We start from the raw sequence: 21,307 nt of genomic DNA, 5'->3' as shown, positions 1-21,307 counted from the left end.
GGCTTCGGTATACTCCAACCGATTGTCCTGGAGCACTCATCAGGAGAGCTCATGCTCGCCGCTGCACAACCGCTGTCCGCTACCCGCCAGAACCTCTGGCGCCTGACTGTCATTCGCGTTCTGGTCCTGGCCGCTCAGGCAGGCTCGGTGGGTGTTGCCTACTGGACCGAACTGCTGCCGCTGCCCTGGTTTTCCCTGGCCGCGACCCTGGCCCTGTCGTCCCTGCTGTGCGCCTTCACCGCGTTGCGCTTGCGCCTGTCGCTGCCGGTCACCGAACTGGAATACGCGCTGCAGCTGGCCTGCGACCTGCTGATCCACAGCGCGCTGCTTTATTACTCGGGCGGCTCGACCAACCCGTTCGTCTCCTACTACCTGGTGCCGCTGGCCATTGCCGCCGTTACCTTGCCCTGGCTCTACTCGCTGATCCTTTCGGGTATCGCCCTGACCGCCTATAGCCTGTTGCTGGTGCAGTTCTACCCGCTGGAGGGGCTGCCGATGGCGCGGGACAAGATGCAGGTCTACGGCATGTGGTTGAGCATCGCGCTGGCGGCTGCGGTGATCACTTTCTTCGCTGCCCGCATGGCCGAAGAGCTGCGCCAGCAGGAAAAACTGCGCTCTGAACGGCGCGAAGAAAGCCTGCGCGACGAACAATTGTTGGCCGTGGCCACCCAGGCCGCGGGTGCCGCCCATGAACTGGGTACGCCGCTGGCGACCATGAGCGTGTTGCTCAACGAAATGCGCCAGGACCACGCCGACCCGCTGTTGCAGGAGGATCTGCAGATCCTTCAGGACCAGGTCAAATTGTGCAAGGAAACCCTGCAGCAACTGGTGCGTGCCGCCGAAGCCAATCGCCGCTTGGCGGTGGTGGAGCAGGACGTGACCGAGTGGCTAGATGAGGCGCTGAACCGTTGGCACCTGATGCGCCCGGAAGCCAGCTACCGCTTCCAGCGTCTGCGCGACGGCCAGGTGCCCCGCCTGACCCCGCCACCGGACCTGACCCAGGCGCTGCTGAACCTGCTGAACAATGCCGCCGATGCGTGCCCTGACGACCTGGAGGTACGCCTGGACTGGGACGCCCAGGACATCGTCATCAGCATCCGCGACCATGGCCCCGGCGTGCCGCCGGCCATTGCCGAAGCAATCGGCAAACCCTTCATTACCACCAAAGGCAAAGGCTTCGGCCTGGGCCTGTTCTTGAGCAAAGCCAGCGTGACCCGTGCGGGCGGTTCGGTGAAACTCTATAGTCATGAGCAGGGTGGCACCCTGACCGAACTGCGCCTGCCCCATGGCAAGCGAGGAGATGAATGATGAGCGAAGAAAACCAGGTCGAAAGCGAAGAGCTGCCGCACCTGCTGCTGGTGGATGACGATGCCACCTTTACGCGGGTCATGGCCCGTGCCATGAGCCGTCGCGGTTTCCGCGTGAGCACTGCCAGCTCCGCAGAGGAAGGCCTGGTCCTGGCGCAGAACGATCTGCCGGACTACGCCACGCTGGACTTGAAGATGGAGGGCGACTCCGGCCTGGTGCTGCTGCCCAAGCTGCTGGAACTGGACCCGGAAATGCGCGTGGTGATCCTCACCGGCTACTCAAGCATTGCCACGGCGGTCGAGGCGGTCAAGCGCGGGGCGTGCAACTACCTGTGCAAACCGGCCGACGCCGATGATGTGTTGGCCGCACTGCTCTCGGAGCATACGGACCTGGACACGCTGGTGCCGGAAAACCCCATGTCGGTGGATCGCTTGCAGTGGGAGCACATCCAGCGCGTGCTCAGCGAGCACGAGGGTAATATCTCCGCTACCGCGCGGGCGCTGGGTATGCACCGGCGCACGTTGCAGCGCAAGCTGCAGAAACGGCCTGTGCGGCGCTGAACTTATCCTGGCGGTACCGGCCCTATCGCCGGCAAGCCGGCTCCCACAGGTGCTCCACAGTATTAAGGCTTGGTGGGGACCTGTGGAAGCCGGCTTGCCGGCGATAGGGCCTGACAGAAATTTCTTTATATTGCAGCTGATCCCCGCAACTCCTGGCCTGTTGGCGTATCATTAGCCCCCTAACGGCAACCTCTTCAGGATCGCTAGCGCATGCTCGCCCTTCTTATCCAGACGCTGAACATCACGGCGCCAGTCTTCGCCATGCTGTTCCTGGGCGTGCTGCTCAAACGCATTCATCTGATCGACGACAATTTCAACCGTGTTGCTTCGCAACTGGTGTTCAACGTCTGCATGCCTGCGCTGCTGTTCCTTGGCATCTACCATGCCGACCTTGCAGCGGCGATCAAACCGGGTGTCATCCTCTATTTCGTCGCTGCCACCCTGGTCGGCTTCGCCGTGGCCTGGGGTCTGGCCATCTGGCGCAGCCCGCTGGCCGACCGCGGCATCTACACCCAGGGTGCGTTTCGCGGCAACAACGGCGTGATCGGCCTGGCCCTGGCCGCCAGCCTTTACGGGGACTACGGTATCTCGCTGGGGGCAGTGCTCGCAGGCCTGGTGATCCTCCTGTACAACTCGCTTTCAGCCGTAGTGCTGGCGGTATACAGCCCGGACCTGAAGTCCGACCCGTGGAGCATCTGCAAGAGCATTTTCAGCAACCCGCTGATCATCAGCGTGCTACTGGCCACGCCCATGGCCTACGGGCAGGTACCCCTGCCCAACTGGTTGCTCACCTCGGGCGACTACCTCGCGCAGATGACCCTGCCGCTGGCGCTGATCTGTATCGGTGGCACCCTGTCGCTCAACGCCCTGCGCGACAGCGGCAAGTTGGCCATCGATGCCAGCCTGGTGAAGATGGTCTGGTTGCCGCTGTTCGGCACGCTCGGTGCCTGGCTCTGCGGTTTTCGCGGGGCCGAGCTGGGCATTCTGTTCCTGTACATCGGCAGCCCCACTGCGGCGGCCAGTTACGTCATGGCACGGGCAGCCAACGGCAACCACGAACTGGCGGCCTCGATCATCGTGATCACTACGCTAATGGCGGCGATCACCACCAATATTGGTATTTTCATCTTGCAGTGGGGCGGATGGATCTAGATCCTTGACTGCATACATCATAAAAACACTGCCTCACTGAGCTTAAGGACACTTCATGCAAGACCAGAGCACGCCCGAGCGGTTGCAGCGCGGGCTGAAGAATCGCCATATCCAGTTGATCGCGCTGGGCGGTGCCATCGGTACCGGGTTGTTCCTGGGTATCGCCCAGACCATCCAGCTGGCGGGCCCCTCCGTTTTGCTGGGCTATGCCATCGCTGGCCTGATGGCTTTCTTCATCATGCGCCAGTTGGGCGAAATGGTGGTCGAAGAGCCGGTAGCCGGCAGTTTCAGCCACTTCGCACATCAGTACTGGAGTGAGTTCGCAGGCTTCGTCTCGGGCTGGAACTACTGGGTGGTCTATGTGCTCGTGGGCATGGCCGAGCTCACCGCCGTGGGCATCTACGTGCAGTACTGGTGGCCGGAGTTTCCCACCTGGGCCACGGCGGCGATCTTCTTCGTGGTGATCAACCTCATCAACCTGACCCAGGTGAAGGTCTATGGCGAGATGGAGTTCTGGTTCGCCCTGGTCAAGGTGGTGGCCATCGTCAGCATGATCGGGTTCGGTGCCTGGCTGCTGAGCAGTGGCCACGGCGGCCCGGACGCCAGTGTGGCCAACCTGTGGCAATACGGCGGGTTCTTCCCCAATGGCGTCACCGGGCTGGTGATGGCGCTGGCGGTGATCATGTTCTCCTTTGGTGGCCTGGAGCTGGTGGGCATCACGGCTGCCGAAGCGGACAACCCGCGCCAGAGCATTCCGAAGGCAACCAACCAGGTGGTTTACCGCATCCTGATTTTCTACATCGGTGCGCTGGCGGTGCTGTTGTCGCTGTACCCATGGCAGAAGGTCGTTCAGGGTGGCAGCCCGTTCGTGATGATCTTCCACGAACTGGACAGCGACCTGGTGGCGACCATCCTCAATATCGTGGTGCTGACAGCTGCGCTGTCGGTCTACAACAGTTGCGTGTACGCCAACAGCCGCATGTTGTTCGGCCTGGCCAGCCAGGGCGACGCACCACGCCAGCTGCTCAAGGTCAGCCGCAGCGGTGTGCCACTGACTGCGTTGGGCGTGTCGGCTTTCGCTACGGGCATGTGCGTGGTGATCAACTACCTGATGCCAGGTGAGGCATTCGGCCTGCTGATGGCGCTGGCGGTGTCGGCGCTGGTGATCAACTGGGCGAGCATCAGCATTACCCACCTGAAGTTCCGCAAGGCCAAGCTGGCGGCAGGTATCAAGCCGTTCTACCAGAGCTGGGGGCACCCGTTCACCAACTACCTGTGCCTGGCATTTATCGTACTGATTCTGGTGGTGATGTACCTGACCCCGCCGATTCGTATTTCGGTGATGCTGATACCTGGGTGGATTGCGCTGCTTTGGGTGGCGTTCCGGTTGAAAAAAGCTAGGCAGGCTTGAGTTGGTGGGGCATGTCTTGAATGGCGCAGCGCGCCACCCAAGGCATGCACTCCACCGCGGCACGACTTTCCCTGCGTTAGTGCTGTCGCCGCCAGGCCCTCACAGTGGTGTACAGCAGCACCAGGCCGAGCACTGGCAATACATAGAACAGCATCAGCCGTTCCAGGCGGCCGGCCAGCGGCATGCCCGTGGTGAACGCTACCACGTGCAGCCCGTACACCAGATAAAGGCAGAGGAACACCAGCCCCTCGGCCCGGGTAATCCGGTAGCCGGAGTAGAACACAGGCAGGCTAAGCGCCGCGACGCCGAGCATCACCGGTAGGTCGAAGCCCAGTGCGTTTGGCGATATGGTCAGCGGCTCGGGGGTAGTCAGTGCGGTCAGGCCTAGCACCGCCAGCAGATTGAACAGGTTGCTGCCGATCACCGTGCCCACGGCGATCTCCCGTTCCCCTCGCAGGGCGGCAATCAGCGCCGCAGCCAGTTCGGGCAATGACGTGCACACCGCGACGACGGTCAGGCCGATGATGCGTTCAGACAAGCCCAGGTCGGTCGCGACTTCGACCGCCGCTTCCAGCAGCAAGTGGCCTGCCAGGCTGAGCAGGCCGAAGCCGAACGCCACTTGCAGCAGTGTGCCAGTCCAGAAGCGCCCGGCGCTGCTGGCCAGCGCACGCGGCGCAGGGTAGGTGCGGGCATAGTGGCGCGACTGGTGCCAGAGCATGACCAGGTAGCCCACGAGGCCTGATAGCAGCACCAACCCTTCCACCCGACCCAGGTGGCCGTTGGCGGCCAGCGCGTAGACCAGTGCACTGGCGAGGATCATCAGTGGAATGTCCAGGCGCACAAGTTGGCGCGAGACGCGTAGCGGGATGATCAATGCAGCCAGGCCAAGAATCACCAGAACATTGAAGATATTACTGCCGATCACACTGCCCACGGCGACATCGGGCGCGCCCTGATAGGCGGCCTGCAGGCTGACGGTCAGCTGTGGTGCCGTACTGCCAAATGCCACCAGGCTCAGGCCTATGATCAGCGGCCGCACGTGTACACGCTGGGCCAGGCGAAGGGCGGCACGCACCAGCAGTTCGGCGCCGGCCACCAGCAACAGCAAGGCTATGCCCAGTTGCAGGAGGCTAAAGGTGGGGAGGGTGGCGAGGTCGAAAATGGTTGGAACTCCGTTGCGTCAGTCGCTTAGACCTTGTACCCGCACGCGCGCCGTTCCGCTACGGATCATGCCGATTTTTTCTGCTGCAGCACGTGACAGGTCGATCAGCCGGCCGCGAGTGTGCGGGCCGCGGTCGTTGATGCGGACCACCACGCTGCGTTGGTTGGCGAGGTTGGTGACCAGCACCCGGGTGCCGAAGGGCAGGCTGCGGTGTGCTGCGGTCAGGCCGTGCTGGTTGAAGGCTTCGCCGCTGGCAGTGCGCTTGCCGTGGTGGCGGGCGCCGTAATAGGAGGCGGTGCCGGTCTGGTTATAGCCGCGGGGGTCGATGTCGTGGCTGGCGCAGCCGGCCAACAGGGAAAACAGGGCCAGGGTGCCGAGGGATCGTTTTAGCAAGGTGATGCTCCGGTGCTGCCATTGGGCGCGCTTGGCGGCGCGGTGGCTGTAGGAGCGGCCTTGTGTCGCGAAAGGGCCGCAGCGCGGCCCCATGGCCAGGTCACTGCATAAGCCTTTGGGGCTGCGTTGCAGCCCTTTCGCGACACGAGGCCGCTCCTACAAAGCTCACCCTTCGAGCTTGGCCTTGAGCAATTGGTTCACTTGCCCCGGGTTGGCCTTGCCCTTGGAGGCCTTCATCGCCTGGCCGACGAAGAAGCCGAACATCTTGCCGCGCTTGGCTTCATCGGCGGCGCGGTACTGTTCGACCTGCTCGGCGTTGGCGGCAAGCACTTCATCGAGCATCTTGTCGATCGCGCCGGTATCGGTGACCTGTTTCAGGCCTTTGCTCTCGATGATGCTGTCGGCATCGCCTTCACCGGCGGCCATGGCCTCGAACACGGTCTTGGCGATCTTGCCGCTGATGGTGTTGTCGCGGATACGCAGCAGCATGCCACCGAGTTGCTCGGCACTGACCGGTGCCTGGTCGATTTCGATACCCAGCTTGTTCAGCAGGCTGCCTAGTTCGACCATGACCCAGTTGGCTGCCAGCTTGGCGTCGCCGCCAATCTTCACCACTTGCTCGAAGTAGTCTGCCTGCTCACGGCTGGATGCCAGCACGTTGGCGTCGTAGGCCGACAGGCCATACTGGCTCTGGAAGCGCTCGACCTTCTGTGGTGGCAGCTCCGGCAAGCCGGCACGGATAGTTTCGAGGAAACTGTCCTCGATCACCACCGGCAGCAGGTCTGGGTCGGGGAAGTAACGGTAGTCGTTGGCTTCCTCCTTGCTGCGCATGGAGCGGGTCTCGTCCTTGTTCGGGTCGTACAGGCGGGTTTCCTGCACCACCTTGCCGCCATCTTCGATCAGGTCGATCTGGCGCTGGATCTCGCTGTTGATCGCGCGCTCGATGAAGCGGAACGAGTTGACGTTTTTGATCTCGCAGCGGGTGCCGAACTCGGCCTGGCCTTTGGGCCGGATCGAGACGTTGCAGTCGCAGCGCAGCGAGCCTTCAGCCATGTTGCCGTCGCAGATGCCCAGGTAGCGCACCAGCGCGTGGATCGCCTTGACGTAGGCCACGGCCTCCTTGGCGCTGCGCATGTCCGGCTCGGAGACGATTTCCAGCAGCGGGGTGCCGGCACGGTTCAGGTCGATACCGGTCGAGCCGCTGAAGTCTTCGTGCAGGCTCTTGCCGGCGTCTTCTTCCAGGTGCGCGCGGGTTACGCCGATGCGCTTGATGGTGCCGTCTTCCAGGGCGATGTCCAGGTGGCCCTTGCCGACGATCGGCAAGTCCATCTGGCTGATCTGATAGCCCTTGGGCAGGTCGGGGTAGAAGTAGTTCTTGCGCGCGAACACGTTGCGCTTGCCGATCTGGGCATCGATCGCCAGGCCGAACATGCAGGCCATGCGTACCGCTTCCTGGTTCAGCACCGGCAGTACGCCGGGCATGCCAAGGTCAACCAGGCTCGCCTGGGTGTTCGGCTCGGAGCCGAAGGTGGTGGCGCTGCCGGAAAAGATCTTCGACTGGGTGGCCAGCTGGGTATGGATTTCCAGCCCGATCACAACTTCCCATTGCATGTGTGAATTCCTCAGAAGCCGTTGGGGGCGCGGGTGTGCCAGTCGGTGACCTGCTGGTAGCGGTGCGCGACATTGAGCAGGCGGCCTTCCTGGAAGTACGGGGCCAGCAGCTGCACGCCGACCGGCAGGCCATCGACGAAGCCGGCTGGCATCGACAGGCCCGGCAGGCCCGCCAGGTTGGCGGTGATGGTGTAGACGTCTTCAAGGTACGCCGCGACCGGGTCGCTGCTCTTGGCGCCGAGCTTCCAGGCCGGGTTCGGCGTGGTCGGGCCAAGGATCAGGTCGACGCCTTCGAAGGCGGCCATGAAGTCGTTTTTGATCAGGCGGCGGATCTGCTGCGCCTTGACGTAGTAGGCGTCGTAGTAGCCAGCCGACAGGGCGTAGGTCCCAACCATGATGCGGCGCTGGACTTCGGCACCGAAGCCTTCGCCACGGGAGCGCTTGTACAGGTCGGTCAGGTCTTTGGGCTCGTCGCAGCGGTAGCCGAAGCGCACGCCGTCGAATCGCGACAGGTTGGAAGAGGCTTCGGCCGGCGCGATTACGTAATACGCAGGGATTGCGTGCTGCATGTTCGGCAGGCTGATTTCCTTGACCACTGCACCGAGCTTTTCCAGCTCCTTGACGCTGGCCTGTACCAGTTCGGCGATGCGCGGGTCGAGGCCGGCGCCGAAGTACTCTTTTGGCAGGCCGATGCGCAGGCCTTGCAGCGAGGCATTCAGGTTGGCGCTGTAGTCCGGCACCGGTTCGTCAATGCTGGTGGAGTCCTTGGCGTCGAAACCGGCCATGCTTTGCAGCAGCAGCGCGCAGTCTTCGGCGGTGCGGGCCAGCGGGCCACCCTGGTCGAGGCTGGATGCATAGGCGATCATGCCCCAGCGCGAAACACGACCGTACGTCGGTTTGAGGCCCGTGAGGTTGGTCAGTGCCGCCGGCTGTCGGATCGAGCCGCCGGTATCGGTGCCGGTGGTCGCGGGCAGCAGGCGGGCAGCCACGGCCGCAGCGGAACCGCCGGACGAGCCGCCTGGCACGTGCTCGAGGTTCCAGGGGTTCTTCACCGCGCCATAGTGGCTGGATTCGTTGGCAGACCCCATGGCGAATTCGTCCATGTTGGTCTTGCCCAGGGTGACCATGCCGGCCTCGGCCAGCTTGGCGACCACGGTGGCGTCATACGGCGCCTTGAAGTTGTCGAGCATCTTCGAGCCGCAGCTGGTGCGTACGCCGTTGGTGCAGAACAGGTCCTTGTGGGCGATTGGGGCGCCCAGCAGTGCGCCGGTTTCGCCGGCGGCGCGACGGGCGTCGGCGGCACGGGCCTGGCCCAGGGCCAGCTCCTCGGTGACGCTGATGAAGCTGTTGAGTTGCGGGTCGAGCTGCTGGATACGCGCCAGCAGGGCGCCGGTCAGCTCTTCGGAGGAAAACGACTTGTCGGCGAGCCCGCGGGCGATCTCGGCCAGGGTCAATTGATGCATGGCAGGCACTATCCCTTACTCGATGACTTTGGGAACCAGGTACAGACCGCTTTCGGTCTTCGGTGCGATAGCTTGGTAGGCATCACGCTGGTTGCTTTCGGTGACCTGGTCGGGACGCAGGCGCTGGCTGGCCTCCAGGGGGTGGGCCAGGGGCTCGATGCCGGTAGTGTCGACCGCTTGCATCTGGTCGACCAGCCCGAGAATGCTGTTCAGTGCATCGGTAATGCGTGGCAGTTCGCCTTCATTCAGGCCCAGGCGGGCCAGATGGGCGATCTTTTCCACGTCGCAGCGTTCAAGCGCCATGGGTATCTCCAGGGGAAACAAAGAACGGAATAAGGTCCGTGATGAGGAACATGTCGGCATTTTGGCGGTCATACGGCCGCGATCATCTGCTGGCGTGCTCGGAAAAACGACCAATTTAACATATTGGCTCCTTGCCCAAAATCCCTGCCATTGTTAGAGTTTGCCGCACTTTTTTACCCACGCTTTCCCCAGGGTCACTTTCCCATGTTCAAGAAACTGCGTGGCATGTTTTCCAGCGATCTCTCAATCGACCTGGGTACTGCCAACACCCTTATCTACGTGCGTGAGCGCGGTATCGTCCTGAATGAGCCCTCGGTAGTTGCCATCCGTACCCACGGCAACCAGAAAAGCGTCGTCGCCGTCGGTACCGAAGCCAAACGCATGCTGGGCCGTACGCCCGGCAACATTGCTGCCATTCGTCCGATGAAGGACGGCGTCATCGCCGACTTCAGCGTTTGTGAAAAAATGTTGCAGTACTTCATCAACAAGGTTCACGAGAACAGCTTCCTGCAGCCCAGCCCTCGCGTGCTGATCTGCGTGCCGTGCAAGTCGACCCAGGTAGAGCGCCGCGCCATTCGCGAATCGGCTCTGGGTGCCGGTGCCCGTGAAGTGTTCCTGATCGAAGAACCAATGGCCGCTGCCATCGGTGCGGGCCTGCCAGTCGAAGAAGCCCGTGGCTCGATGGTCGTCGATATCGGTGGTGGTACTACTGAAATCGCCCTGATCTCGCTCAATGGCGTGGTCTACGCCGAGTCTGTCCGCGTTGGCGGCGACCGCTTCGACGAGGCCATCGTCACCTATGTGCGCCGCAACTACGGCAGCCTGATCGGCGAATCCACTGCCGAACGCATCAAGCAGGAAATCGGTACCGCCTACCCGGGCGGCGAAGTGCGTGAAGTCGACGTGCGCGGTCGCAACCTGGCCGAAGGCGTGCCACGTGCCTTCACCCTGAACTCCAACGAAGTGCTCGAAGCCCTGCAGGAGTCGCTGGCGACCATCGTTCAGGCCGTCAAGAGCGCCCTGGAGCAGTCTCCGCCGGAGCTGGCCTCCGACATCGCCGAGCGTGGCCTGGTGCTGACCGGTGGTGGCGCGCTGCTGCGTGACCTCGACAAACTGCTGGCCCAGGAAACCGGCTTGCCGGTTATCGTTGCCGAGGACCCGCTGACCTGCGTGGCCCGTGGTGGCGGTCGCGCCCTGGAGATGATGGACAAGCACGCGATGGACCTGCTCTCCAGCGAGTGATCGAGCGCCCGGTTTACAGGTGGCACGCGCAGTGCTACCTGTATGCGTTGGGCTGGCGTCCGTTGGGGCGCCGCTTCCGTCAACCCGCAACCAGGCTGGTGCGTTGTCCCATGTCCAATGACTTCCTGAGTCGTCCACGAGGAACGGCCCATTAAACCGCTTTTCTCCAAGGGCCCTTCGCTGGGCGTTCGCCTGCTCGTATTGGTGGTGCTTTCGGTCGCGCTGATGGTGGTCGATGCGCGCTTTGACCTGCTCAAGCCCGTGCGCAGCCAGATGGGCCTGGTACTGATGGAATCGTACTGGATCACCGACTTGCCTCAGCGGATGTGGCAAGGCGTGGCGGGCCAGTTCGGCAGCCGTAACGAACTGATCGCGGAAAACGAGAAACTCAAGACCGAAGCCCTGCTGCTGCAGGGGCGCTTGCAGAAGCTGGCGGCCCTGACCGAGCAGAACGTGCGCCTGCGCGAGTTGCTCAACTCCTCCGCACTGGTCAACGAGAAGGTCGAGGTGGCCGAGCTGATCGGCGTCGACCCTAACCCGTTCACCCATCGTATCCTGATCAACAAAGGCGAGCGCGACGGTGTGTTCCTTGGCCAGCCGGTGCTCGATGCCCGCGGCCTGATGGGTCAGGTGGTCGAGCTGATGCCCTACACCGCACGAGTGTTGCTGCTGACCGACACCACCCACAGCATCCCGGTACAGGTCAACCGTAACGGCCTGCGCGCGATTGCCAGCGGTACTGGCAACCCGGAGCGTCTGGAGCTGCGCCATGTTGCCGACACGGCTGATATCAAGGAAGGCGACTTGTTGGTGAGCTCCGGCATGGGCCAGCGCTTCCCGGCCGGCTACCCGGTGGCCACGGTCAACGAAGTGATCCATGACTCCGGCCAGCCGTTCGCGATAGTGCGCGCCATTCCGACCGCCGCGCTCAATCGCAGCCGCTACATGCTGCTGGTGTTCAGCGACCGGCGTTCTCCGGAGCAGCGTGCCACCGACGCGGCGCTCGCCCAGGAAGAGGCAGACCGCAAAGACGCAGCGAGCCCTACTCAGCCTGGTGCCAATGGCGAGCCCGCTGCCCCCGTTACGCCTGCACCTGCAACGCCTGCCCCGGCCACGCCCGCGGTCCCTGCCACAGCGGTACCGGCCCCGCCCGCTGCAGCACCGGCGGCGGCACCCGCCAGCCCTGCCGCAGCGCCTGCGGCACCTGCCCAGCCCCGGAGGCAATGATGGCCAAAACGCGCCGTAACCACGGGTGGGTCATCTGGCTGACCTTTGCCATTGGCCTGCTACTCAGCGTCTCGCCCATGCCACCGTTTTTCGAGGTGTTCCGGCCCATGTGGCTGGCGATGCTGGTGTCGTTCTGGACCCTCATGGTCCCGAACAAGGTCGGCATGACAACTGCATTCGTGCTGGGCCTGGCCGAGGACGTGCTGTACGGCACGCTGCTCGGGCAGAATGCCCTGGTCCTGACCCTGATCACCTTCCTGGTGCTGTCGCTGCAGCAGCGTCTGCGCATGTTCCCGATGTGGCAGCAGAGCCTGGTAATCCTGGTGATCTTCGGTATCGCCCAGCTGATCCAGTTGTGGCTCAGTGCGCTCACCGGCAACCGTTTGCCGACGCTGGCGCTGGTCTGGTCGGCAGTCATCAGCGCCTTGCTCTGGCCGTGGATCAGCTTCGCCCTGCGTGATCTGCGCCGGCGTTTGCATATCAACTGACGGCACAGCCGCCACCGACAGGGAGATGTCTGCATGAAACCACTTTACCTGGCCTCCGGCTCGCCCCGTCGTCGTGAATTGCTGGCCCAGATCGGCGTGCCGTTCACCGTCACCAGCGCCCCCATCGATGAAACCCCGCTGCCAGATGAAAGCGCCGTGGCGTACGTCGAACGCCTGGCCCGGAGCAAGGCTGAGGCTGGCCTTGCCAGTCTTGCCGGCCCGGCCGTAGTGCTCGGCGCAGACACTGCGGTGGTGCTCGATGGTCGTATTCTCGGCAAGCCGGAAAACCGTGAAGATGCCTTGGCCATGCTGGCCGACCTCGCAGGGCGCGAACATCAGGTGTTGACGGCGGTGGCGCTGAGCGATGGCCAGTGCTGCCTCAGTGTCTGCGTCACCAGCAACGTACGTTTTCGCGCCATCGAGCCGGACGAAGCGCAGCGCTATTGGGCCAGTGGCGAGCCGGTGGACAAAGCCGGCGGTTATGCCATTCAGGGCTTGGGGGCGGTATTCGTGACCGGCCTTCAGGGCAGCTATTCGGCGGTAGTCGGCCTGCCCCTGAGCGAGACGGCCGAGCTGCTCGCCCAATTCGGTATCGCCTGCTGGCAGGTGCCGGCGCTTTCTCCAGAGGTAACAAAGCAGCAGTAGCCAGCCCGGCGCCCGCGATCCATGATTACCGAAGACCTTTGACGAGAGCCTGCCATGAGTGAAGAGATCCTGATCAACATCACCCCGATGGAGTCGCGTGTGGCGGTGGTGGAAAACGGGGTGCTGCAGGAAGTGCACGTCGAGCGCACCCAGCGTCGCGGCATCGTCGGCAATATCTACAAGGGCAAAGTGGTGCGGGTGCTACCAGGCATGCAGGCGGCGTTCGTCGATATCGGCCTGGAGCGCGCCGCGTTCATTCATGCCTCGGAGATTTCCCAGCGCGAAGGTTCTGCCGTGGAGACCATCACTGCACTGGTACACGAGGGCCAGGCCCTGGTGGTGCAGGTGACCAAAGACCCCATCGGTAGCAAGGGCGCACGGCTGACCACCCAGCTGTCCATACCGTCGCGTTACCTGGTGTACATGCCGCGCAGCAGCCACGTCGGTATTTCCCTGAAGATCGAAGACGAAGCCGAACGTGATCGCCTCAAGCAGGTGGTCAGTGACTGCATGGACAGCGAAGACATCAAGAACGCTGGCGGTTTCATCCTGCGCACTGCTGCCGAGGGCGCACGGGCCGAAGAGATCCTGCAGGACATCCGCTACCTGCGCCGTCTGTGGGAGCAGATTGGCAGCCAGATCCAGACCTGCGGTGCCCCGACGGTCATCTACGAGGATCTTGGCCTGGCCTTGCGCACACTGCGCGACCTGGTCAACCCCAAGATCGAGAAGATCCGCATCGACTCCCGGGAAACCTTCCAGAAAACCACGCAGTTCGTTGCCGAACTGATGCCGGAGATCGCCGACCGCCTGGAGCACTACCCGGGCGAACGGCCGATCTTCGACCTGTATGGCGTCGAGGACGAAATCCAGCGCGCACTGGATCGCAAGGTGCCGCTCAAGTCCGGTGGCTATCTGGTGGTCGACCCCGCCGAGGCAATGACTACCATCGACGTCAACACCGGCGCCTTCGTCGGCCACCGCAACCTCGAAGAGACCATCTTCAAGACCAACCTCGAAGCGGCCACGGCAATCGCCCGGCAGCTGCGCCTGCGCAACATTGGCGGGATCATCATCATCGACTTCATCGACATGGAGGATGAGGACCATCAACGCCAGGTGCTGCGTACGCTGGAGAAGCAGCTTGAACGTGACCATGCCAAGACCAACATCATCGGCATCACCGAGCTGGGCCTGGTACAGATGACCCGCAAGCGCACGCGTGAGAGCCTGGAGCAGGTACTGTGCGAACCGTGCACCGCCTGCCAGGGGCGTGGCAAGCTGAAAACCCCGGAAACGATCTGTTATGAAATTTTCCGCGAGATCCTTCGTGAAGCCCGCGCCTATCAGGCAGAAGGCTATCGTGTACTGGCCAACCAGAAGGTGGTCGACCGCCTGCTCGATGAAGAATCCGGCAACGTGGCCGAGCTAGAAACGTTCATCGGTCGAACCATTCGCTTCCAGGTCGAGTCGATGTACTCGCAGGAGCAGTACGATGTGGTGCTGCTCTGAGGCTTTCTGATACCCAGTCCAAGGTGCTCGGGCTGGCAAAACCGCTGCTTCGAGCCATCATGGATAAACGACCTGGAGGGCCATGGCCATGGGACGTCTGACCCGCGTTCTTGTCGCCTTGACTCGTTGGGGGCTGGGCATCTGCGCCCTGCTGGCTGTGTTGGTGGCGCTCTATGTCAGCCTCGGCCGGGAGCTGGTGCCACTGGTGGCCGAATATCGCGCCGACCTTGAAAGCAAGGCAGAGCAGGCGTTGGGCCTGCCGGTGCATGTGGGGGCGCTTGAAGGGCGCTGGAGTGGCCTGGCGCCGGTGCTGCGGGTTCGTGACCTGCAGTTGGGCGAGGGTGCTTCGGCGTTGCGCCTGGATGACGTCAAGCTGGTGCCCGACTTGTGGGCCAGCCTCACTGCACGCGAAGTACGCCTGGCGCGTATCCAGTTGGCGGGCCTGCAACTGATCCTGCGTGAGAACGAGCAGGGCGGTTGGGCGCTTGAAGGCTTACCGAAAAAGGACGACGCGCCGCTGGACCCGGCCGAGGTGCTGCAGCGTCTGCAACAGTTGGGCCGTATCGACGCATTCGACAGCCAGGTCACCCTGCAGCCCTGGCAGCGTGATCCGTTGACTCTTACCTATGTCAGCTTTGGCCTGCAGGCCGGCGCTTCACGCCAGGCGCTGGACCTGCGTGCGACCCTGCCTGACGGTCAGCCGTTGGCACTGAACCTGCGCAGCCGGGTAACGCCCCAGGCCTGGCGCGACGGTAAGGCAGAGGCTTACCTGAGCCTGCCGCAGAGCGACTGGGCGCGTTGGCTGCCGCCACGCCTGCTCGGCCAGTGGCAGGCCCAAGCCCTGCGCGCCGGTGGTGAATTCTGGGTTGACTGGGGTGAGGGCCGGTTGCAGCAGGCGGTGGTCCGCCTCAATGCCCCTCAGTTGCGCGGCGCCTATGCCCAGCGCCAGGCGGTAACACTGGATAACCTGGCTTTGTCGGCCTGGTTCCAGCGTCGCGAGCAAGGGTTCGATGTGGTTGTCGATTCACTGGCTGCCAACATCGGCAAGACTCGCTGGGAGTCGAAGCTGCAGGTGCGTCAGAGCGCAGGTGAGGAACCCGCAGGGGAAAGCTGGCAGGTGCAAGCCGACCGCCTTGACCTTGCGCCGCTGACGCCTTTGATAGATGCACTGGCGCCACTGCCTGAAAAATTCATGACTGCGGTCGATGCGCTGAATGTGACCGGTGCCGTGCGTAACTTGCGCCTCGACTTGCGGCCCAAGGCCGAGGGTGATCAACGGCTGCAGTTCGCTGCCAATCTGGAAAAAGTGGGCTTTGACGCCTACCACGGCGCACCGGCTGCCGGCAATGTCAGCGGCAGTATCAGCGGAGACCTGGGCCATGGCGAGCTACGCCTGGATACCGACGCTTTCATGTTGCATCTGTATCCGATCTTCGCCAAACCTTGGCATTATCAGAAAGCCAACGCCCGTTTGACCTATACCCTCGACAAAGAGGGTTTCACCCTGGCCGCCCCCTACCTGAAAGTGCTGGGCGAAGAGGGCAAGATCGCCGGGGACTTCCTGATTCGCCTGCTGTTCAATGAAGGCAGCGAGAGCTACATGGACCTGCGCGTCGGCCTGACCGAAGGGGATGGGCGCTACACCGCCAAATACCTGCCTGAGGTGCTTAGCCCGGCGCTCGACGAATGGCTGCGCAGTGCCATCGTCAAGGGCAACGTCGATGAAGGCTACTTCCAGTATCAAGGTTCGCTGAACCACGGGGCCAGCCCCGAATCGCGCAGCATCAGCCTGTTCTTCAAGGTGCACGACGCCGCCCTGGACTTCCAGCCTGGCTGGCCACAGGTGCAAAACGTCGATGGCGATGTGCTGATCGAGGACAGTGGCGTGCGCATCAAGGCCAATAAAGGCCTGTTGCTGGACACCCAGGTAAGTGACGTCAGTGTCAACATTCCCCATGTGGAGGGTGCCGAGCAAAGCCGCCTGTACCTTGATGGCAATTTCGACGGCAGCCTCGGCGATGGCCTGAGGATTCTCAAGGAAGCGCCTATCGGCACGGGGGAAATTTTCGCAGGATGGGAGGGCGAGGGACCGCTCAAGGGCAAGCTCAAGCTCGACATCCCCCTGGCCCGAGGACAACGCCCGAAGGTGCAGGTCGACTTTGCCACCTCCGATGCACGCCTCAAGGTTGCGCCGCCAAGCCTGGAGCTGAGCCGACTCAAGGGCGATTTCAGTTTCGATCTCGACAAGGGGCTGAGCGGGAAGAACATCGCCCTGCAGGCATTTGGCAAACCGGTGACCGCGCAGATCACTGCCGAGGGTCAGCCTGGGCAGATGCAGACGCGTATCAACGCAAATGGCCAGGTGTCGCTGCGGGCCTTGACCGACTGGCTGCAGGTCAAGCAGCCCTTGCCGGCGTCTGGCGACCTGCCCTATCAGTTGCAACTCAACCTTGGCAGCCGCGACAACAGTCTGAGCGTGAATTCGTCGCTCAAAGGCCTTGCAATCGATTTGCCTGCGCCGTTCGGCAAGGCCGCAGCAGATACCCGTGAGAGCCGATTCAGCATGACCCTGCAAGGGCCTGAGCGGCGTCTGGATGCTGCCTACGCCGACCTTGCCCGCTTTGCCTATGCAGCGCCCAGCCAAAACCTGGCGCAAGGTCGCGGCGAACTGCTGCTGGGGGCAGGGCAGGCGCAGGTGCCAGCTGGGCAGGGCCTGCGTGTACGGGGGCGCCTCGAGAGCCTGGACCTGGCGCCCTGGCAGGCCCAGATGACGCAGATGAGTGGCGACGACCCTGGCGCAAGTGCCCGGCAGACTCTGCAGAGCGTAGACCTGAGCATCGGCCAGTTGAAGGCCCTCGGCATGGACCTGAACCAGGCGGTCGTGCGTCTGGCCCGGGGAGGCCCAGCATGGGATCTGCGCCTGGACAGCAAGGAAGTCATCGGCAATGCGCGTTTACCCGATGCCAAGGGCGCACCGATGACCGTGCGCCTGCAGACCTTGCGCCTGCCACCAGCGGACCCGGCGCAAGCACAGGCCGAGGAAGGCCCTGACCCGCTGGCCTCGTTCGACCCACGCAAGGTACCGGCACTGGACCTGACCATCGACAAGCTGTACCGCGGCGACGACCTGTACGGCAACCTGGCGCTGAAGCTGCGCCCGACCGCTCGAGGCGTAGCAGCTCAGGATATCGACCTCGTCTTCAAAGGCCTGCACATCGACGGCCGGGGCGGCTGGGAAGGTGACAGCGGTGCCACCAGCAGCTGGTACAAGGGCCGCCTGGATGGCAAGAACCTGGCCGACGTGCTCAAGGCCTGGGGCTTCGCGCCTACCGTGACCAGTCGCGACTTTCGTCTGGATGTGGATGGCCGCTGGCCCGGTTCGCCAGCCTGGGTCGGCCTAAACCGCTTCTCGGGCAGCATGGATGCGGCGTTGCGCACGGGCCAGTTCGTCGAGGTGGAGGGCGGCGCGCAAGCCTTGCGGGTGTTCGGCCTGCTCAACTTCAACTCCATCGGTCGGCGCCTGCGCCTGGACTTCTCCGACCTGTTTGACAAGGGCCTGGCCTATGACCGGGTAAAAGGCTTGCTGGTAGCCAGTGACGGCGTCTACGTGACCCGCGAGCCGATCAGCGTGACCGGGCCTTCGAGCAACTTCGAGCTCGACGGTACGCTGGACCTCGTTCGCGACCGGGTGGACGCCAACCTGCAGGTCTCCCTGCCTGTGACCAACAATCTGCCGCTGGCCGCGCTGATCGTCGGCGCACCGGCGGTCGGTGGCGCGCTGTTTCTGGTCGATAGGCTGATCGGTGACCGGGTATCGCGCTTCGCCAGCGTGCACTATCGCATCGAAGGGCCGTGGAAAGAGCCTAGAATCACCTTTGTGAAACCGTTCAACAAGTAGTGCCAGGAGTGCCGATGAAAGTAGCGGTGATCCAGATGGTCAGCCAGGACGATGTGCTGGCCAACTTGCAGCGTGCGGGTGCCTTGCTGGAACAGGCGGCATTCGGTGGCGCCAGGCTGGCGGTGCTGCCAGAAAATTTTGCCGCCATGGGGCGCAAGGACGCCGCTGCGATCGGCCGAGCCGAGGCCCTGGGTGAGGGGCCGATACTGCCCTGGTTGAAACGCACGGCCCGCGACCTCAGATTATGGATTGTTGCCGGCACCTTGCCGCTGCCACCTGCCGATCAGCCTGATGCCAAGGCGCATGCCTGCTCGCTTTTGATCGACGAGCACGGTGAGGTGGTGGCGCGCTACGACAAGCTGCACTTGTTCGACGTGGACGTGGCCGATAACCGCGGCCGTTACCGTGAATCCGACGACTATGCCCACGGCGCGCAAGTGGTGGTAGCCGACACGCCGGCAGGTCGCTTGGGCTTGACCGTCTGCTACGACCTGCGTTTCCCGGAACTGTACAGCGCGCTGCGCAGTGCCGGCGCGCAACTGATCACGGCACCAGCGGCGTTCACTGCGGTCACAGGCGCGGCGCATTGGGAAGTGCTGATTCGTGCCCGGGCCATTGAAACCCAGTGCTATGTGCTGGCCGCAGCACAGGGCGGTAGCCATCCAGGCCCGCGGGAGACCTATGGGCATGCGGCGATCGTCGACCCCTGGGGGCGGATCGTCGCCGAACAGGCGCAAGGCGAAGCGGTATTGCTCGCCGAGCGCGACAGTGATGAACAAGCGTCCATTCGGGCGCGCATGCCGGTTGCCTCGCACCGGCGCTTTTTTTCGCAGGACGCCTTGCGGCCTGCGCACACCTCGGAGTGACTATGAGCCAGATGTTATCCACCGTCAGCGAGCAGCTCCTGGCCCCAGGCGGACTGACCCTGGACAGCCTGCAGGCTGTACTGGGCGAGTTGGCCGGGCCGGGCATCGACGCCGCCGACCTGTACTTCCAGGGCCAGATCTCGGAAACCTGGGCGCTGGAGGACGGCATTGTCAAAGAGGGCAGCTTCAACCTTGACCAGGGCGTGGGCGTGCGTGCCCAGTCGGGTGAGAAAACCGGTTTCGCCTACAGCAACGCGATCAACCTCGAGGCTCTGACTTCGGCAGCCCGTGCGGCGCGTTCGATTTCCCGCGCCGGCCAGAATGGCACTGTTCAAGCGTTCCGCAGCCAGGACGTGACGGCCCTGTATGCACCGGACAACCCGCTGGACGTGCTCAGCCGTGCTGAAAAGGTCGAGCTGCTCAAACGTGTCGATGCCGCCACGCGGGCGCTCGACCCGCGTATCCAGCAGGTCAGCGTGAGCATGGCCGGGGTTTGGGAGCGCATTCTGATCGCTGCGGCCGACGGCAGCCTGGCCGCTGACGTGCGGCCGCTGGTGCGCTTCAACGTCAGTGTCATCGTCGAGCAAAATGGTCGGCGCGAACGGGGCGGGCAGGGCGGCGGCGGGCGTACCGACTACCGCTTCTTCACCGAGGAACGGGTCATGGGTTATGCCCGTGAGGCGCTGCGCCAGGCCTTGGTGAACCTGGAGGCCATTCCTGCGCCAGCTGGTACCTTGCCGGTGGTGCTGGGTTCCGGCTGGTCGGGTGTGCTGTTGCATGAAGCGGTCGGCCACGGTCTGGAAGGCGATTTCAACCGTAAGGGCAGCTCGGCGTTCAGTGGCCGGATCGGCGAGAAGGTGGCTTCGAGCCTGTGCACTATCGTGGACGACGGCACCCTGGAGGGCCGCCGCGGCTCGCTGAGTGTCGACGACGAGGGCACGCCGACCGAATGCACCACGCTGATCGAGAACGGCGTGCTCAAGGGCTACATGCAGGACAAACTCAATGCACGCCTGATGGGGATGGCGGTGACCGGTAACGGCCGCCGCGAATCCTACGCCCACCTGCCGATGCCACGCATGACCAACACCTACATGCGTGCCGGGGAAAGCGACCCCCAGGAAATCATCGCTTCAGTGAAGAAAGGCATCTATTGCGCCAACCTTGGCGGTGGCCAGGTGGACATCACCAGCGGCAAGTTCGTGTTCTCGACCAGCGAAGCCTATCTGATCGAAGACGGGAAAATCACCGCGCCGGTCAAAGGCGCAACACTGATCGGCAACGGGCCCGAGGCCATGAGCCGAGTGTCGATGGTGGGTAACGATCTTGCGTTGGACAGCGGTGTGGGCACGTGCGGCAAGGATGGGCAATCGGTGCCGGTAGGGGTTGGCCAGCCGACATTGAAGCTGGACGCGATCACCGTCGGTGGTACCGGCGCGTGATGCATGCCCCGGGGCTGCAGGGCAGCCCCAGGTGGCGGGGTTCAGCGCAGGCCGCGCTGAAGCTCGTCGAGGTCGCGGATGTACTTGAATACCTTGCGCGCAGCGGCAGGCGGCTTATTCCGCGCCTTCTCGTGCTGGGCGTGACGGATCAGCGAACGCAGTTGCTGACGGTCGGTGTCGGGGTATTCGTTGACGAAGCGTTCAAGGTCCTCGTCGTTACCGTCGATCAGGCGGTCCCGCCAGCGCTCCAGGTTGTGGAAGCGCTCGTTGTACTGGCGGCTGGAGCTGTCGATCTGCTCGAGTACCGCGTGGATGGCGTCCAGGTCCTGGTCGCGCATCAGCTTGCCGACGAACGACATATGCCGTTTGCGTGCGCCATGGGCGGTGTGCTTGCAGGCTTCGGCCAAGGCTTTGCGCAGCTCGTCGGTCAACGGCAGGCGCGCCAGGGTATCGGCCTTGACCGTGGTCAAGCGTTCGCCGAGTTCGACCAGCGCATGCAACTCGCGCTTGATCTGGGTTTTGCTTTTTTCGCCGTCGAAGGCGTCGTCGTATGAATCAACCATGGTGGCAGTCCGTTTAAGTTTTATGAAAAGTCGCCGCGCAGGCACTTTTCGTACAAGGCAT

Annotated in this window: 18 protein-coding genes; 12 read left to right on the top strand and 6 right to left on the bottom strand. The window is 63.4% G+C overall.

Annotation, left to right across the window (positions count from 1 at the left end; all coding sequences use genetic code 11):
* Positions 1-51 precede the first annotated feature (51 nt).
* From ACW4TB_RS12390 to ACW4TB_RS12375, 4 genes are all read left to right on the top strand, one after another.
* On the top strand, positions 52-1,308 hold the full coding sequence (locus tag ACW4TB_RS12390; RefSeq protein ID WP_279930666.1) for an ATP-binding protein: 1,257 nt from the start codon (positions 52-54) through the stop codon (positions 1,306-1,308).
* Positions 1,308-1,868 carry a response regulator transcription factor gene (locus ACW4TB_RS12385; RefSeq protein ID WP_039604181.1) on the top strand — a complete coding sequence of 187 codons (561 nt, stop codon included), beginning with the start codon at positions 1,308-1,310 and terminating at the stop codon, positions 1,866-1,868. Before ACW4TB_RS12390 ends, ACW4TB_RS12385 begins: the two co-directional genes overlap by 1 nt.
* Positions 1,869-2,078: 210 nt before the next feature.
* A complete protein-coding gene (locus ACW4TB_RS12380; protein ID WP_279930668.1) occupies positions 2,079-3,020 on the top strand; it encodes an AEC family transporter in 942 nt (313 codons plus the stop codon).
* A gap of 55 nt (positions 3,021-3,075) precedes the next feature.
* Positions 3,076-4,431, top strand: a complete 1,356-nt coding sequence (locus ACW4TB_RS12375) for an amino acid permease (RefSeq protein WP_012316099.1) — start codon at positions 3,076-3,078, stop codon at positions 4,429-4,431.
* Between the two features lie 76 nt (positions 4,432-4,507).
* Here ACW4TB_RS12375 and ACW4TB_RS12370 read toward each other — a convergent pair whose 3' ends face one another.
* The 5 genes from ACW4TB_RS12370 to gatC form a co-directional block, all read right to left on the bottom strand.
* Complete coding sequence (locus tag ACW4TB_RS12370) at positions 4,508-5,551, bottom strand: calcium/sodium antiporter (protein WP_039604108.1); 1,044 nt, start codon at positions 5,549-5,551, stop codon at positions 4,508-4,510.
* A gap of 60 nt (positions 5,552-5,611) precedes the next feature.
* A complete protein-coding gene (locus ACW4TB_RS12365; RefSeq protein WP_042112109.1) occupies positions 5,612-5,986 on the bottom strand; it encodes a septal ring lytic transglycosylase RlpA family protein in 375 nt (124 codons plus the stop codon).
* 165 nt (positions 5,987-6,151) lie between these two features.
* Positions 6,152-7,597 carry an Asp-tRNA(Asn)/Glu-tRNA(Gln) amidotransferase subunit GatB gene (gatB, locus tag ACW4TB_RS12360; protein WP_039603446.1) on the bottom strand — a complete coding sequence of 482 codons (1,446 nt, stop codon included), beginning with the start codon at positions 7,595-7,597 and terminating at the stop codon, positions 6,152-6,154.
* Between the two features lie 11 nt (positions 7,598-7,608).
* Positions 7,609-9,060 carry an Asp-tRNA(Asn)/Glu-tRNA(Gln) amidotransferase subunit GatA gene (gene gatA, locus ACW4TB_RS12355; protein WP_254466402.1) on the bottom strand — a complete coding sequence of 484 codons (1,452 nt, stop codon included), beginning with the start codon at positions 9,058-9,060 and terminating at the stop codon, positions 7,609-7,611.
* Positions 9,061-9,075: 15 nt separating this feature from the next.
* Positions 9,076-9,363: an Asp-tRNA(Asn)/Glu-tRNA(Gln) amidotransferase subunit GatC gene (gene gatC / locus ACW4TB_RS12350; RefSeq protein WP_012316094.1), complete on the bottom strand. Its 288-nt coding sequence runs from the start codon at positions 9,361-9,363 to the stop codon at positions 9,076-9,078.
* Between the two features lie 204 nt (positions 9,364-9,567).
* Between gatC and mreB the strand changes: the two genes are divergently transcribed.
* The 8 genes from mreB to tldD all read left to right on the top strand — a co-directional run bounded on the left by mreB (position 9,568) and on the right by tldD (position 20,683).
* On the top strand, positions 9,568-10,605 hold the full coding sequence (gene mreB, locus ACW4TB_RS12345; RefSeq protein WP_003255163.1) for a rod shape-determining protein MreB: 1,038 nt from the start codon (positions 9,568-9,570) through the stop codon (positions 10,603-10,605).
* 150 nt (positions 10,606-10,755) lie between these two features.
* Positions 10,756-11,832, top strand: a complete 1,077-nt coding sequence (gene mreC, locus ACW4TB_RS12340) for a rod shape-determining protein MreC (protein ID WP_279930749.1) — start codon at positions 10,756-10,758, stop codon at positions 11,830-11,832.
* On the top strand, positions 11,832-12,320 hold the full coding sequence (gene mreD, locus ACW4TB_RS12335; RefSeq protein WP_279930675.1) for a rod shape-determining protein MreD: 489 nt from the start codon (positions 11,832-11,834) through the stop codon (positions 12,318-12,320). The genes mreC and mreD overlap by 1 nt, the downstream gene beginning before the upstream one ends.
* Before the next feature lie 33 nt (positions 12,321-12,353).
* Complete coding sequence (locus tag ACW4TB_RS12330) at positions 12,354-12,965, top strand: Maf family protein (protein WP_012316091.1); 612 nt, start codon at positions 12,354-12,356, stop codon at positions 12,963-12,965.
* A gap of 54 nt (positions 12,966-13,019) precedes the next feature.
* On the top strand, positions 13,020-14,477 hold the full coding sequence (rng, locus tag ACW4TB_RS12325; RefSeq protein WP_012316090.1) for a ribonuclease G: 1,458 nt from the start codon (positions 13,020-13,022) through the stop codon (positions 14,475-14,477).
* An 88-nt stretch (positions 14,478-14,565) separates the two neighbouring features.
* Positions 14,566-18,375, top strand: a complete 3,810-nt coding sequence (locus ACW4TB_RS12320; RefSeq protein ID WP_455842984.1) for a YhdP family protein — start codon at positions 14,566-14,568, stop codon at positions 18,373-18,375.
* Positions 18,376-18,389: 14 nt separating this feature from the next.
* Positions 18,390-19,241, top strand: a complete 852-nt coding sequence (locus tag ACW4TB_RS12315; RefSeq protein ID WP_254466399.1) for a carbon-nitrogen hydrolase family protein — start codon at positions 18,390-18,392, stop codon at positions 19,239-19,241.
* Between the two features lie 2 nt (positions 19,242-19,243).
* Positions 19,244-20,683, top strand: a complete 1,440-nt coding sequence (tldD, locus tag ACW4TB_RS12310; RefSeq protein WP_012316087.1) for a metalloprotease TldD — start codon at positions 19,244-19,246, stop codon at positions 20,681-20,683.
* Positions 20,684-20,724: 41 nt separating this feature from the next.
* Here the strand turns inward: tldD and yjgA are convergent, their stop codons facing one another.
* Entirely contained in the window at positions 20,725-21,246 is a 522-nt protein-coding gene (gene yjgA, locus ACW4TB_RS12305) for a ribosome biogenesis factor YjgA (protein WP_012316086.1), read from the bottom strand.
* Positions 21,247-21,307: the final 61 nt, after the last annotated feature.

The organism is Lelliottia jeotgali (genome assembly GCF_977070485.1).
Note: the sequence above shows the minus strand (reverse complement) of the source record. Positions and strands in the feature narration are given on the sequence as shown.